Origin of the sequence: Microcoleus sp. M2_D5 (assembly GCF_036701935.1) — a bacterium.
In the GTDB taxonomy this organism is placed as follows: Bacteria; Cyanobacteriota; Cyanobacteriia; order Cyanobacteriales; family Microcoleaceae; genus Microcoleus.
In genome coordinates this window covers 1-14,369 of the sequence record NZ_JAUBRP010000022.1, presented here as the reverse complement: position 1 = coordinate 14,369, position 14,369 = coordinate 1, and the positions used below count along the sequence as shown (strand labels likewise).

General features: G+C 45.5%; 10 protein-coding genes and 1 tRNA gene. 9 read left to right on the top strand and 2 right to left on the bottom strand.

The window, feature by feature from the left end; genetic code table 11:
* Window positions 1-233: 233 nt before the first annotated feature.
* Window positions 234-851: a TIGR04282 family arsenosugar biosynthesis glycosyltransferase gene (locus QUA50_RS11825; protein WP_333264290.1), complete on the bottom strand. Its 618-nt coding sequence runs from the start codon at window positions 849-851 to the stop codon at window positions 234-236.
* Window positions 852-1,011: 160 nt separating this feature from the next.
* On the bottom strand, window positions 1,012-1,980 hold the full coding sequence (gene nadA / locus QUA50_RS11820; RefSeq protein ID WP_333264287.1) for a quinolinate synthase NadA: 969 nt from the start codon (window positions 1,978-1,980) through the stop codon (window positions 1,012-1,014).
* A gap of 337 nt (window positions 1,981-2,317) precedes the next feature.
* Here nadA and QUA50_RS11815 point away from each other — a divergent pair, with 337 nt between their 5' ends.
* From QUA50_RS11815 to QUA50_RS11775, 9 genes are all read left to right on the top strand, one after another.
* Window positions 2,318-3,829, top strand: a complete 1,512-nt coding sequence (locus QUA50_RS11815) for a restriction endonuclease-related protein (protein WP_333264285.1) — start codon at window positions 2,318-2,320, stop codon at window positions 3,827-3,829.
* Window positions 3,819-7,232 (top strand): pPIWI_RE_Z domain-containing protein, encoded by a 3,414-nt coding sequence (locus QUA50_RS11810; RefSeq protein ID WP_333264282.1) that lies wholly within the window; start codon window positions 3,819-3,821, stop codon window positions 7,230-7,232. Before QUA50_RS11815 ends, QUA50_RS11810 begins: the two co-directional genes overlap by 11 nt.
* A 201-nt stretch (window positions 7,233-7,433) precedes the next feature.
* The gene (locus QUA50_RS11805; RefSeq protein WP_333264279.1) at window positions 7,434-10,649 is read left to right on the top strand and encodes an RNaseH domain-containing protein; all 3,216 of its coding nucleotides are present in this window, start codon (window positions 7,434-7,436) and stop codon (window positions 10,647-10,649) included.
* A gap of 263 nt (window positions 10,650-10,912) precedes the next feature.
* Entirely contained in the window at window positions 10,913-11,830 is a 918-nt protein-coding gene (locus QUA50_RS11800) for a TIGR04168 family protein (RefSeq protein WP_333264277.1), read from the top strand.
* Between the two features lie 34 nt (window positions 11,831-11,864).
* Window positions 11,865-11,949: transfer RNA gene (locus QUA50_RS11795), tRNA-Ser, on the top strand.
* A 207-nt stretch (window positions 11,950-12,156) separates the two neighbouring features.
* The gene (locus tag QUA50_RS11790) at window positions 12,157-12,603 is read left to right on the top strand and encodes a cation transporting ATPase C-terminal domain-containing protein (protein ID WP_333264275.1); all 447 of its coding nucleotides are present in this window, start codon (window positions 12,157-12,159) and stop codon (window positions 12,601-12,603) included.
* A gap of 87 nt (window positions 12,604-12,690) precedes the next feature.
* On the top strand, window positions 12,691-12,822 hold the full coding sequence (locus QUA50_RS11785) for a hypothetical protein (protein WP_333264272.1): 132 nt from the start codon (window positions 12,691-12,693) through the stop codon (window positions 12,820-12,822).
* Window positions 12,823-13,037: 215 nt separating this feature from the next.
* Window positions 13,038-13,994 (top strand): transposase, encoded by a 957-nt coding sequence (locus QUA50_RS11780; RefSeq protein ID WP_333264269.1) that lies wholly within the window; start codon window positions 13,038-13,040, stop codon window positions 13,992-13,994.
* Between the two features lie 7 nt (window positions 13,995-14,001).
* Window positions 14,002-14,280, top strand: a complete 279-nt coding sequence (locus QUA50_RS11775) for a zinc ribbon domain-containing protein (RefSeq protein ID WP_333264267.1) — start codon at window positions 14,002-14,004, stop codon at window positions 14,278-14,280.
* Window positions 14,281-14,369 lie beyond the last annotated feature (89 nt).

The following is a 14,369-nucleotide window of genomic DNA, read 5'->3' as shown; positions in this document are numbered from 1 at the left end:
GGGCGGGTTTCGTACAAAGCTGAGCTGTTAGTTGCTAATTTAGTTGCTCATTTTTGGTTTTTTCTCGCGCCTGGGACTATTGTCCCAAGCGCTGTCTAACCACTACTGACATTCAGCATTTGGTTAGACAAATACACTTACTATATTATGACCTTATGGTTTCACAATCAAGTAGTTTCATCCAATTAAATATGACAATTACTAATACTTGAAACAGATTTAATATAGTTTAGTTATTTCAAAATATTAATATCTAAACCGAGGAGGTCTTCTGGTCGATCGATATCTGCAAGAGTGGGAAGATAAGCAATATTGAGGTCTAGCTTTTGGGCGATCGCCCGCGTACAAGCAAATACTTCACTGCTTCCCCAGTCAATGCCACCGAACAATTCCGGTATCGCTCGCCGCAGCCCGATCAGATAATAACCTCCGTCTTTTGCCGGGCCCAAAACTAAATCGTTCTTGCTCAATTCCTCAAAAGCTTGTGCCATGATTTCTGGTTTCAGATCGGGACAATCAGTGCCGATAATTGCAGTTTTCTCAACCCCTGAATTAAAAGACTTTTGAAACGCTGCTGTCATTCTGGCGCCCAAATCACCGTCTATTTGATTTTTACAAAAAATATCACTTCCCAACCACTCTTGCATCAGTTGTTGGCTGCCGCCGGATCGGTGAATTTCTACCGATAATCGGCGGGATTTTTGGAGAGAGAGCGCGCAGGCGATCGTCCGTTGGGCCATCAAGCGGTGGAGGTTAGCAGCGCCTGTTTTTCCCAGCACCGGAATTAGTCGAGTTTTGGTTGTTCCCGGTTCGGGATAGCGGGTGAAAACAATCAGTTTTTCTGGTATCATTTATTGTTGATGAGTTTTCAAGTAATGAACAGCAGAGGAAGGGAAAGAGTTAACCACTGCTTCACGAATACCGATCGATCTTGGCGGGTTAGGGCAGGACTTAATTTAATCGCCGCGCCCAACCCAGCATACAATGTATTTACTGAAAAATAGCCAGGGGTTAGCTCATTTCTAGCATTCGCTGGATCGGCTGCAAGGCTGCTAGTTGAATATCTAGGGGCATGGTAATTTCAGGGGTTTGATTTTTCAGAGCTAGATACAATTTTTCCAAGGTATTTAATCTCATGTGCGGGCATTCGTTGCAAGCGCAGTTATTATTAGTTGAAGGAGCGGGAATGAAGCGTTTGTGCGGAGCTTGCTTTTGCATTTGGTGAATGATTCCCGGTTCAGTCGCGACAATAAAAGCTTGGCTGGAACTAGCTTGAGAATATTTGAGCAAAGCAGTGGTGGAGCCGATGTAATTGGCGTGGCGCAGCACGGGAGGTTCGCATTCTGGGTGGGCAATTATTTCGGCTTCGGGATTTTCGATTTTGAGTTGAACTATCTTTTTTTCTGAGAAGTTTTCGTGGACGATGCAAGCTCCTTGCCAAATCTCCATGTTTCTGCCTGTTTGTTCCATGACGTAGCGGCCGAGATTGCGATCTGGCCCAAAAATAATCGGCTGATTTTCGGGAATTTGGTTGACAATTTTAACCGCGTTAGAGCTGGTGCAAATTATATCGCTCATTGCCTTAATTGCGGCGGTACAATTAATGTAGGAAATTACCAAATGTCCGGGTCGAGCCGCTTTGAAAGCTGCAAAGGCTTCGGGAGGGCAACTGTCGGCGAGGGAACACCCAGCATTTAAGTCTGGCAACAATACTAATTTGTCGGGATTGAGAATTTTTGCAGTTTCGGCCATGAAATGAACTCCGGCAAAAACTATGACATCGGCGCTGGTGTTGGCGGCTTTGCGGGCAAGTTCTAGGGAGTCGCCAATGAAGTCTGCGATGTCTTGAATCTCGGAGTCTTGGTAATAGTGGGCGAGAATGACAGCGTTCAACTCTTGTTTGAGGGCGTTAATGGCTGCAAACAAGTCGTGGGGCAGTCGGGTTTTAGTAAAGTTCGGAGCAGGTGCGGTGGTAAACACAGTTAGAATATTCCGGGGAAGGTGCGGGCTGGACTCAAGTGTATTTTGAATTATAGTTGAATTCACCAAAAACGGTGGGCAGTTGGGCCAGAGGTATAAAATTTGCCATAGGTTAACCGACTGACTGGCAGTGGGAGCAAGATTTTGCGATCCAAGAGTGGACTCAGCTAAGTTTTTACCTGACTCTAATTAGACTGAAAGCTTTATCCAGCAAGATATTCACAGGTAAATGACTACCTTGAGCCACGAGTATTTTGAGTAGTTTCTCTTGACATCCTTTATTTACATCGTTTACTGTAATCAGCATAAAATGTAAATAGGTTGGTTTTATACATCTATGTACTTTGAAGACGATCGCCAGTGGGAGGGAACTGCTGAGTTTCTGACAAAAGAACTAAAACGACGGATTGAGCAGCTTGGGCTATCTGTGGAACCACCAGCCTTACGAACTGTGCGATCGTGGAGATCCAAGCAACTCCTGTCACAGCCGAAAGGTCAAGAATTTCGGTTTCGGCAGATTTTAGAAGGACTGGGAACAGCACTTTTGCTCAAGAAAGGCTGGACACTGGCCGCGATCGCTCAAGTTTTACCCTCATTCCCGGACGCAACATTGGAGCAACAAATTCTTGCCGAGGCTGATGGTCAAGACCCAAGCTGGTTGCCGCAAATGCAAACAGCGACATTGCCATTACCCACAGGACACGCCAGCACGATCGATCTCGCTGAAGATACTGTTATATTGCTGGCCCAGGGAATTCTGCGACAGTACACAAGAATTCTCAATCGAGACATCGTTCGCCAAGACGATACTATGCCATCGGAACTTTATCGGGCTATGTGCAAGTTGGGTAGGCTGTATATCGAATCCGGACAAAGCGATCGCGCCGCTTGCGTGCATACGGTTTTGGAACGTGCTAGATATCCCCTCAATAAGTGGGAATTAGATATTTTTTGTCACGCCGATTTTGACTCTGGTCAAGTAATTCTCATCGATCCAGACTTGCGAGTACCAACCCAAGATTGTGCAGTAATTGCCAACAGTAAAGGTACTTTTGGCGAAGATAATATCATCGAACACCGCCTGTACCAACGGTTGCGCGACGCAACTGAACGATTGGGAATTCGCCGCCAGCACAAAGCTTATACGGCTTTGCGATCGCTATTTGGCAGCCGATCGCTCATCGGAGAACACCAACTCTTAGAGTATTTACGTGACAACGATTTAACCCCTTTACAGGGAATGATTGTTGACACCTTTTTTGATAGCGTGCCGGATATCTGGTTAATTGACGGACACGCTCATCGCTGCGCGTATTGCGGTACGCTGATGCGCCCCTATCCCGATCAAGAACTTTTTTCCGATGGGCGATGTCCGATTCGCCAATGCCTCGGTCACAACTCCTCAACAGCAAAAGTTTCGGAGAAATTAGACCCAAACCAAGACCGATTGCTGATTGCCCAACCGCAAATTTTAACCTATTGGACTGGGCCGGCGATCGACGAATTAGCAATTTTTGATGCAGCCATAAAAAACGGACTAGATGCCGAACTTTACCCAGAATCAGACCTATGCGATGTAGCAATTAACGGTCGCAATATCGGCATTGATGCTAAGTCATACACCAGTCCTGTCTCCCTTGCTTTGCGCCTCAACCGCACTGGCATCGGAGGGCTGGAGCACTACCGCCGCCGCATCATTGCCGTCAGCGACCAATTAATTGAGGAGCGGCCAGATTACCTCTCTACTTTCCGGTCAGCGATCGATAAAAAAGACAAGCCTGCTACTCTCGAAATTATGTCTGTTTCACAAGTCATTCAGTTGTTAAAGGCAATCAAATATGAGAATTAAACCGGATTTCTGGACGGGAATAGATCGCATTTGCTGGCTGTGTGTCTTGATGGCAGAATTTATCGAGACTAATTCCCTAGAATATGCCCCTTTAACGATATCGGGAATGGCGAGTATCATCGATGCACCCGCGTTGGCAAAAGCCCGCCAAGCCATTTTCAATATGCGCCTGATGTCGCTGGCTTACGTGACAGAACAGTCAGTGAAACACGCAGTTGCTATTTATAACGATCGCCACTACCGCAACAAAACTCAAGGAACCTATAAAATTAACTTAGAAACACTTCACTTTGAACGCACAGACCCCCTAGAAGACCCTTTAATTGCCCAAGCACGTCAAATTCTGGGCCAGCCTTTGGCACACCAATTTTACAGCGCCACCTTTGCCGATCCCCGCCAGCCAATGGCCGTTGCTTTAGGTGAAGAAACAACAGCCGCGAGAGTGCCAATTGGGCCGATCGCAGCCCCGCTTGCACCGCGCCGCACTCATTCCCTCGATCGCGCCCCGAAAGCAAAAATCCGCATTCCCCTTGCGGAACTGTACGAGTTAGCAGTTGAGATGGATGAACGCGAAGCAAATCACCCTGAAAAAAGACGGGGTAGCTGGGTACAACGGTTTGAACATTTTGCACTTAAGGTGCCAGAAATTGGTAAGGGTTTGCGGGAAGAAACAGTCATCGAATTAGAAGGCATCAAGCACTTAATTGGACTGCCCGGATCGGGCAAAACAACTTTGCTCGTATTGATAGCTGTGTGGTTGGGAAAACGCGGTTATAAAGCGATGTTTGTGTTTCCCTCCATTGAAGTTGCCAGACAGTACATGGCAGAACTGGCATTTCACGAAATTAAAGTGGGAATGCTAGTCGGTCAAAGCGATGGAACTCGCCGCCGACACGCTAACAATATTGCCGAGGCGATCGCAGCATCAGGGGGAAATGGCGGCTTTGGCTATAGTTTGGAACAGGCAGAAGTTTTTGGCTTAAATTGCGTCTTACCTGCGTTTTCTACTGCTGATACTTCGATGTGGGGATTTAGTTATGCACCCTGCAACGAAATTTTACAAAGCGGTGGCAAAAAAGGGCAGATGAAAAAGTATCTTTGTCCGGTTTGGACGATGTGCGGCCGCCACAAAGCACCCCGCGATTTGCTAGATGCCGATATTTGGGTCGGCCACGTTCTTTCAATGGATACTGAAGTTCCACCTCATGCTATTCGCGATCGCATTCGTTATTTTGAATTAATTGCCCGGACATTTGATGTCGCAGTTTTTGACGAAGCAGATATGGTGCAATCAAATCTGGATGCTTACGGTGCAGCAACTTTAAAACTTTCCGGGGCGAAAGAATCTATCCATTTAGCCATTCAAGAGCAAATTCACAATCCTTTTGCTCGCGGAGAAAACTATCGATTGTTCGACCGCAATGTAGAACTTTACAGCCGCAATTTATCGGAATTTGGCGATCGCAATACATCATTAATTACTGCCGTTCAAAATATGCCCTCATCGCGAGTGAGCCAACGCTACGAGAATCAGTTATTAACCGTTCTGAGAATAGTCAGCGATTTGTTGGATGGCTATGAGAAAACTTCTAAACGCGATCGCCTTGACGAGGTAGAAGTCAAACAGGGATTTAGCAAAAGTCGAGCCTTAACTCAATTCTGGGAAACGGCTGCTTACCATGCTTTTTACGATCGCACGGGCATTGAACCGCACGATCGGCTCAACCTGGATTTCTGCGCTCAAAGCCTGGGAATCAACCGATCCACCCTCAAACAGCAGTGGGAAACTCAGATTCTTTATTTTCGCCGTTATTTAGCGGAGAATCTGATCGAACGGCGCGATAAAATAGTCAAAGAAATTGCCGAATTGTTTTTGCCTTTGTGTTTTAAGGATGCCACTGCATCAGGCGAAGCTCAGGATACGATTACCTTACTTGTTTGCGTTACTTTTGTGATTTTAGGCTACCAGCGGATCGTACCGCAAACTAGAACAATGGTAGCAGAAGGACTGCTTCGGGAACCGATTGTCGAATCAACGGCAACACCGGAACTGCGACAACTGATTCCTGAGAATATTTTAGGGTCTTTTTCTGGGGTAAAATACAGTTGTGAATCGGCACAAACTACTCGAAGTCAAGCCCGAAATGTGGAACTGTCTTATATCATTTTTGTGGGCGCGCCTCGGATGTTAATGCACCGTTTTCATCAGTTATTTGAGGCAGATGGCGAACTTACAGGGCCGGCAGTTTTAATGACTTCCGCTACCTCATTTCTCGAAGCAAGTCCTGCTTATCACATTAACTCTGGGCCGGATTATCTGCTGAAACCCCGGCAAACAGAACGCGATCCAAAAAAGAGTATTTACCGCTTCAAATGGCTGCCCGATCGCGAACAGCGTGATGAACCTCTCCGATATAGTGGTGCCGTCGAACTGCGCGATCGCAATTTAAAAAAAATGGTAGACGCGCTGGTGCAAGGAGGAACCAAGAAATCTGAAATTTACAAATCCATCCTCAACTTTGACGTGCAACATGGTATTTACCGCAAAGCTGCCTTAATTGTTAACAGCTACGAACAAGCTCGGAACGTTAAGAAATTTATCAACGATTACCATCCAGAAATCGGCAAAAGAACCAAAGCAGTTGTTAATTTTCTCGATAACGGAGAGCAACCCACTGATTTCGTCACAAGGGCTCAGTGCGAGGCTTTAGGAGATGATGAAACTTGCGATATTATCATTTTTCCGCTGTTGGCAATTGGTAGAGGCGTAAATATTGTTTTCACCAAAGGAGATAGGCAACTCGATGCAGCCATTGGTACAATTTATTTCCTCACCCGTCCCCACCCCACGACTGACGATACACAACTTTTGTACAGTCTAGCCGGAAAAGCTACCCAAGAATTTGACAGTCGAGTTTTTACTGAAGCAGAAGACTTGTCAGCAATTTCTAATGCTTGGAAACAGTCGAGAAAACAACTCTGGAAAACGGCTAATCGGCTGTTACGCGAACCTCTAATGGCTAGCCGTTTGGGTGAAGATTTATTTAAACCGTTTACGGCCAATCAGATGGTTGGGATTTTGCAAACAATTGGGCGCGGGATGCGAAATGGGTGTGCAGTACAAGTTTACTTTGTCGATGCAGCTTGGGCAATTAAATCTACTAAAAATGAACCTGACTCCGGGCGGGACAGTATGCTAGTTCAGATGCGAATTATTTTAGAAGAATGCGTCAAGCATCCCGATCCAGTGATTCGAGAAATTTATCAAGAACTTTACGGTGCATTTCTCGATCCCCTGCAACGTATTGAGGGCATAGTTTACCCGGAAAGTTTACGCGATTCAGAAGGTTTTACAGAGGAAGAAGACGATTTTAATGATTTTTCGCCTTTATTGGAGATGTAATTATGAACAGCGAAACTGTTGACAAAATTGAATTCGATTATGACGGCGAAGTAAAGCACTCCTGGACGCATTCAGACCAAAGAAACCGGGTTTTTTACCGAATCTACGGGCTGTAACGAAATATTTTCGTAAAAAAACCCGGTTTCTGGCCCCCATGCGTCCAAGACTATAAAGGAAACGACTATTATTGGAGATGCAACCATGAACGACGACATTTTTGACGAAATCGAATCCGATGATGACGAAGAAACTGAAGCTACTGTGGTTTTAGACACTCTTTACATTCCTCTTGCGAATAAGAGTCTGAAAGAAATTACCCTAGCTTTTACCGTGCCAGATAATATCGAGCCAGTAACAGTCAAAGGCTTGACCCTAGCTTGGACAAAATCTGCTTTATATGAGCTTTCAACTATCCAAAAAGCTGCTTGCAAGGGCGATTCAGCCATCAAAAATCTCCCTTATGCCTCGCTGCGAGGTTTGTTAGAAGTACGACTTGACAGTGCCGCACGGATTCAGTCAAATGTAGGTTTGAGGAACTATTCGTTGAATTCTAAAAGTGTAAATGAGCCGGAACCATTTGCTTACTTAAATTCCGAAAGTACACAAGATATCCAGAAAGCGTTACGCCCAATTATCAACGAGTGGATAACAAATTTCCTAAAACCTTTTGCAGAAAAAGAAGATGGGCAAGTGGAAGTTATCGACCGTTTGGAAGATTTGCACGATCGAAAGGAGTTGTTAACAATTACTCCGTCTGAGTCTCAAGTTTTACCTTGGAAATGGAATCCAAATACAGGAACTACAAAACACAGCAACAATTATGATTATCGCGCGTTAGTCGATTATGCAGTTCGTGCGATCGCCGGAAAAGAGATTTTTCAGGGGCTAGGAACAATGAAGCGGGTTATTTCCAGCAGTGGTAGCCTCACAACTGGGATGGCAGAATTAATTACCGATCCCATTACTCTACCCAAACACACAGGAAAATTCAGTCTTGTGGTACGCTTAGAAGTCGTAACCTATCCTTCTTTGCACCAGCCTTTATTGAAGATAGATGTTTCCAAACGCCGCTGGTTAAGTGACTTAAAACCCGCACAATATAACTCAGCAAATATTAGCGGCTTTGTCTTTTCTGATGACTATGGCGATCGCGCCTTTCGCTACACGGTGCTTTCCGATGCCGAAAAACCGGAGAAAAATCAACCGAACAAAAAGAAAAATTGGTTTTGGGCGATCGATAAAGATTTTGAAGCATTGCGCGGCAAGCTAAAACTCCCGATGAAAACATCTGATAATCAAAATATTGATGGTTCTCAAATTACATTGGGGAAAGCTTCAACAGAAAGCTGTCAAGTAGTGTTAACTTACCGCAACGGATTGCAAGAAGGGAAACATGGGATTGAGGCAGGCGTACCGGAGATTGATAAGTTAGAAGCTTTTGAAAAGATTGCTGAAATTCTGAACCTGCTCGGCTTCAAACCTTTCGATAATTACTCGGAAGTAAAAATCAAAGGCACAAGTCACAAAAAAGACAATACAGCCTCGCGCATGATTAATTTGCCTACTCTGTTAGGTGCTGCTTTAGAAATCCTTGAAAAAGGTGACTGTCCTGATTTTACTCCCAAATACTTGGAAAAATTTAAGGAAAGCTTGAAGGACGATCCATTGAACAGCTTGCTGGCTAAACATCTCGATATGAATTTAGAGAAAATTTGGGGTGGTAGAAAAATCCTAAAATTTCACTCTAAGTGTCTCAATCAGACTGACGAACTTAAGGCGATGATTCAGGCAAACCAGGAAGCTATGCGTCGGCTATATCCTAACGAAAACCTGTTGCTTGTTGTCTTTTACCAAGAAAAATTACACACCGAAGTGAAACTGCTGCAAGCGATAATTCGAGTTCTCTGGGGTGATACGATCGAACTCATGGCTAATCGTTTGCCAGCAAATACTCACGGGCCCAAAGAGTCATTGCCCGGTGCAAATTTGAAAGCGAAAGAGCGATCGCGCCACCGCATAGAAGCCTGGGAGTCGATCGTCAAAAAACTTGCTTTACGCAAACAGCGAACTTTTTGCCTCGTAATGGCGCGGGAATGGTATCCAAACAATAAACATGACGATTCGGTGAATAAACCCTCATCCCGTCAAGCACTGGCTACAATCGCCGGTTCTTGCGTGCAGTTTCTGCTACCGATTGAAAAAACTAAGGAGAAAGAACTTCTCCAACTTAGTGATTTTTCCCATCGAGTGCAAGCTGCTCTAAAAGACTTACTTTCAGCTCATTCTGGCCGCATTGATGATGTCAAGGAAAAGGTTGACAAATGGCTCAAAGATACTCCTGTAGAAGCCAGACCCAAAGAAATTATCGGGATTACGATCGTCCGCAAACAGAAAGGTCGCGTTCGCGGTGATATTGGCAGTACATTTTTGCCAATTGCTATGCGCCTCAAGGTGGAAACAGGCGAGTGCGAACTGTGCTGCGCCTACGAGAAGGGTAATAATTCACAAATCAGTCCTTGGAGCAATTTTTCTGAGGCGCTCGCCTTCATCTCTCAAATTTCGCCCGTAAAACTGGCTGACAAAAAAGAGCCGCGTCAGATTCGTTTCATGGGCTTTGTTAAGCAGATTATTTCCAATTCTGTAGACGAGGGAAATCAACCATTAGTGATGATTGATTCTTCTAACTGCGTGCAACTTTGGCCTTGGCTTGCTGATGCGAGGATGAATGCAAATCAGATTAATTTTAAAACGCAGTCTGGAAGCCCCTTGTACGAACACATGGAGCAAGAGTGGAAAGGCGCACGGCTGATTCGGATTCGCCAAGACCTCGCCCCTGGCATTATTGAGAAAAAAGTACGATATTTTGCAATAACTTTTCTGGAAGATACGCGAACAAAAGAAGAACTAAATTCAAATTTTGAAATTCCTTCGGCATCCAGTGCAATGAAGTTATTTCGGCTGAATCCAACTGAGCAAAATAGCGAAATTAATCAAACGGGTTGTGTTGCTTACCTGTCTGTAGGACGTAAAACACTCCATCAAGAATCGCGCGGTCAGAGTTCCTATGACGAAACCCAAATCAGTACAGTTTTCAAAATCCAAAAAGAGGATGGTTCCCTAGAAAAAGTTTTAAACAAAGCTGAATTAGAGGTTCACAAAATCGGAAGCCGTTCACCTTATATCGGACAATTGCCAACTCCTAATCCCCTTGAGATTGTTGTTACCTTGCGACAGGAAAATGACAAGCCCGATCGCCTTGCTGCACTGGTAGAATCCCTACGGTATAGTTTCGGCCACTACAGCGATTGGTCGAGTTTACCAGCTCCTCTGTTCTTCGAGCGAGTTGTGCGAGACTATATCAGCGAATTTGCAATTGAAGATGAGCAAATGGAGGCGGAACCAGAGTTAGAGGAATAATTCAGTCTAGGGTTGCTGTCCCTACTCGGTTGAGTGTTAGGGCGTTGCAGTCGGTAATTAACGGGCTTAACTTCAGGGCAATCGCCTCCAATGTCAATGGAGAGAGGATTTTTGCGCTTAGGAGTAAAAGATGAAGAAAGTGGAGCAAATCTCACATCTCAAATCAAAAATCCAAAATATGCTGCGGGAGAGTGCAAAAATTGGTCGCTGTTTCTTATGCTGAGTAAGAAGGGGCTAGGGATCGATCGCACATGACAAATTACATGAATAAAGCTAAATCTATCAAAATTGCGGTGGTTGGGGACGTTCACGATCGCTGGGAAGCTGAAGACGGCGAAGCCCTGAAGCATCTGGGCGTTGATTTGGTGCTGTTTGTGGGGGATTTTGGCAATGAGTCGGTGGAGGTGGTGCGGGCGATCGCCCAATTGGACATTCCGAAAGCAGCGGTGTTTGGGAACCACGACGCTTGGTACACGGCGACGGAGTGGGGCCGCAGTCAGTGCCCTTACGATCGCACTCAAGAAAATTGGGTAAAACAGCAGTTAGATTTAATGGGAGAAGCTCACGTCGGTTACGGGAAACGGGATTTTCCCGAATTGGGCGTAACTGTGGTGGGAAGCCGCCCGTTTACTTGGGGGGGTTCGGAGTGGAAGTACGGGGATTTTTACTCGGAGTGGTTTGGGGTAGAAAGTTTTGAGGAGTCGGCGCGGCGCATTGCTGCTGCTGCGGCGGATGCCGATTGCGAAAATGTGATTTTTTTGGGTCACACGGGCCCGACGGGGTTAGGAGAGGCTCCTGAAGACCCCTGCGGGCGAGATTGGAAGCCACTGGGAGGGGATTGGGGCGACCCGGATTTTGCGGAGGCGATCGATCGAACTCGTACCACAGGAAAGCACATACCTCTGGTAACTTTTGGTCATATGCACCACAAACTGCGGCACACAAAGCACGAGTTGCGGAAGTCGCTGGAGGTGAGTGCAGAGGGTACGGTGTATTTGAATGCGGCCAGCGTACCGCGAATTGTGGAGAGAGAGTGCTCGAAATTGCGTAATTTCTCGATCGTCCTGCTGGAAAATGGAGCAGTGTCGGAAGTGTCTCTGGTATGGGTAGGCGAAGATTTCGCGGTAGAAAGAGAACAAATTCTTTATCGGCGCACTGAATCTGCAGCTATTTGTAGTTAGAGACATTTGCTGGTATGATAAAATTTATGCGCCGGGAGAGGTGGCAGAGTGGTCGAATGCGCCTGACTTGAAATCAGGTGAACCGCAAGGTTCCGTGGGTTCAAATCCCACCCTCTCCGTATCCCTTGACTGATAAAGGTTTTAGCGATTAACAAGCTCTAGTTTTTCAGTAATACATACCACAATGGTATACAAAATGGTATACATACCACAACGGTATATAAACCATTACAACTGTTGAACTAGCTTGCCTTACCCGTACTTACCGACACCACACTGTGTTTGCACGGGAGCCTAGAGGCCGTAAATTCTCGTTACCTGAGACTATGCAGCGATCGCCCTGCCGTCCCAATGAACCCCTATTAACGAAAAAATTGCTGTGGCGCATCCTGATTATTTCCATCTTCAATCTCATTGCTGTACTTGGAATTTTTGAATTGGCTTCGCAAGCCACAGGTAATCTCAATTTGGCTCGGACAATGGCAATCCATACCCTCGTTTCCGCAGAAACCTTTTACTTATTGAGTATTAGCCAATGTATTCCATCTCTGTTTGCGTATTTTAAATATCGCACTCAAGAAGTTGCTTTGATTCCTGCGATCGGTGTGGCTTGTGTGTTTATATTTCAAGTTTTCTTTAGCCAGTTGACTTTCATAAACCCGCTATTTGCTACCCAACCGCTTAGTTTTATCCAAGCTCTCATTTGTATCGGTGCAGGGATTCGAGTCATTGTGCCTGCTCTGTTTTTAAAGCGGTTTGCTCTTGTTGCGTAATGTGATAGCGATCGTCACTCTAATTGGCGCGGCTGGAATTTATGGGTTTGAGCGCGAACTTCCTAATCGATCGCCCTATGCGGTTATTTGACAGCAACGCTGCCTACATTTATTGTGAGTCAGGATGCTCAGAGCGATCGAGCAGAAATAGCGGCTACACAATCAATTCAAGCTGTGGAAACAGAAATTACTCCACTGCCAAGGTTCAATCCTGCTTGACCAAGGATCTGGGTGCAAGCCTCGCCCTTATAGGGCGACTTTAATTAAGACTTGTGAATAATCGAGTTAGCCCTTAGTCACGACACTAAGCTGTTGCGCGTTTAAATTGCATATTCGGGACGGGCTCGCGTGCCCATCCCACAAGAGTTTGAGTGATTTTTGACACGCAATTTAAATGGAGAACAGCTTATAATTAGGGCAGGAGGATAGAAAAAATGTTTAACTTAACTTACGAGTTCAAATTGAAACCAACCGCAGCACAAGTAGCCTTCTTTGAAGATTGGCTGGAACAGTGTCGCTGCGTCTATAACTACGCGCTAGCAGAGCGCAAGCATTGGTTTCAGTCTCGCAGTTGCCAAGTTAACGCTTGTTCTATCCGTTCTGAGTTCATCATTCGGGCCCAAACAAAGCGCCCAACTTATGCCAGTCAGTGCAAAAGCTTAACCGCAGCTAGGGCAAACATACCTGCTTTGTGTGCCGTCGCCGTACAGGTTCTACAGCAAACCTTGAGAAGGCTTGAAAAAGCGTTCGTGAGTATGTGGGAGCAAAAGCACGGTTTCCCTCGTTTCAAAAAAGCGGGAGCAATGCGCTCTTTTGTTTTTCCGCAACTGGGTGTCAATCCTGTCAACAACGGGGTACTAAAACTCCCTAAGATTGGGTTCGTTAAATTTCATCAATCGCGTCCTATCCCTGATGGCGCAAATACTAAGCAAGCGAGAATAGTTCGCAAGGCAAGTGGTGGGTACGTGATGCTAACCCTGCAATGGGATGTTTCCGTACCGTCAGTTATGCCACACGGTGAAGCGTTAGGCGTTGATGTTGGATTAACTAACTTCATAGCAACTTCCAATGGTCTTTTAGTTAAACGCCAAAAGTTTTTTGCTGATGCAGAGTGCAAGCTTAAATTGCTGCAAAAACGTGTCAGTAGGAAAAAGTTAGGCTCAAATAATTGGAAAAAAGCCCAGAAGAAAGTTGCCAAATTGCATGAGTACGTCGCTAACTGTAGAAAAGATTGGCACTGGAAATTGTCTCACCAACTCTGCAAAGACGTGGGGATGGTTTTTGTCGAGGACTTGAACCTGGTTGGTTTGTCTGAAGCTATGCTAGGAAAACACTGCTTGGATGCAAGCTGGGGACAGTTTTTTTGCGATTTGAGAGCAAACCTGTTTTAAATACGGTGTGTATTTTCAAAAGGTAGATGCTCGTAAAACCAGCAAAATTTGTCCTAGTTGTGGTTTGGAGACAGGCAAGAAAGAACTGTCAGAGCGTATTCATTCATGTTCCAATTGTGGCTATACAACAGACCGAGATGTTGCAGCAGCACAAGTAGTTCTTATTCGAGGACTTGCAGCCGTAGGGCATACGGTCAAGATGCTTTCTGAGGGTAAATTCGTCGGAATCCCTGCGAAGAAAGAATCCTCGTACCTGATAGTCGAGGAGTGTCAAAAAAAGGTTTAGACCTGTGAATTGCTAAGGAGCGCGAATTAAATAACTTACAATTTTAATTGTTATTGTGGGATGGGCGTCCCGCCCGTCATGAGTGGACG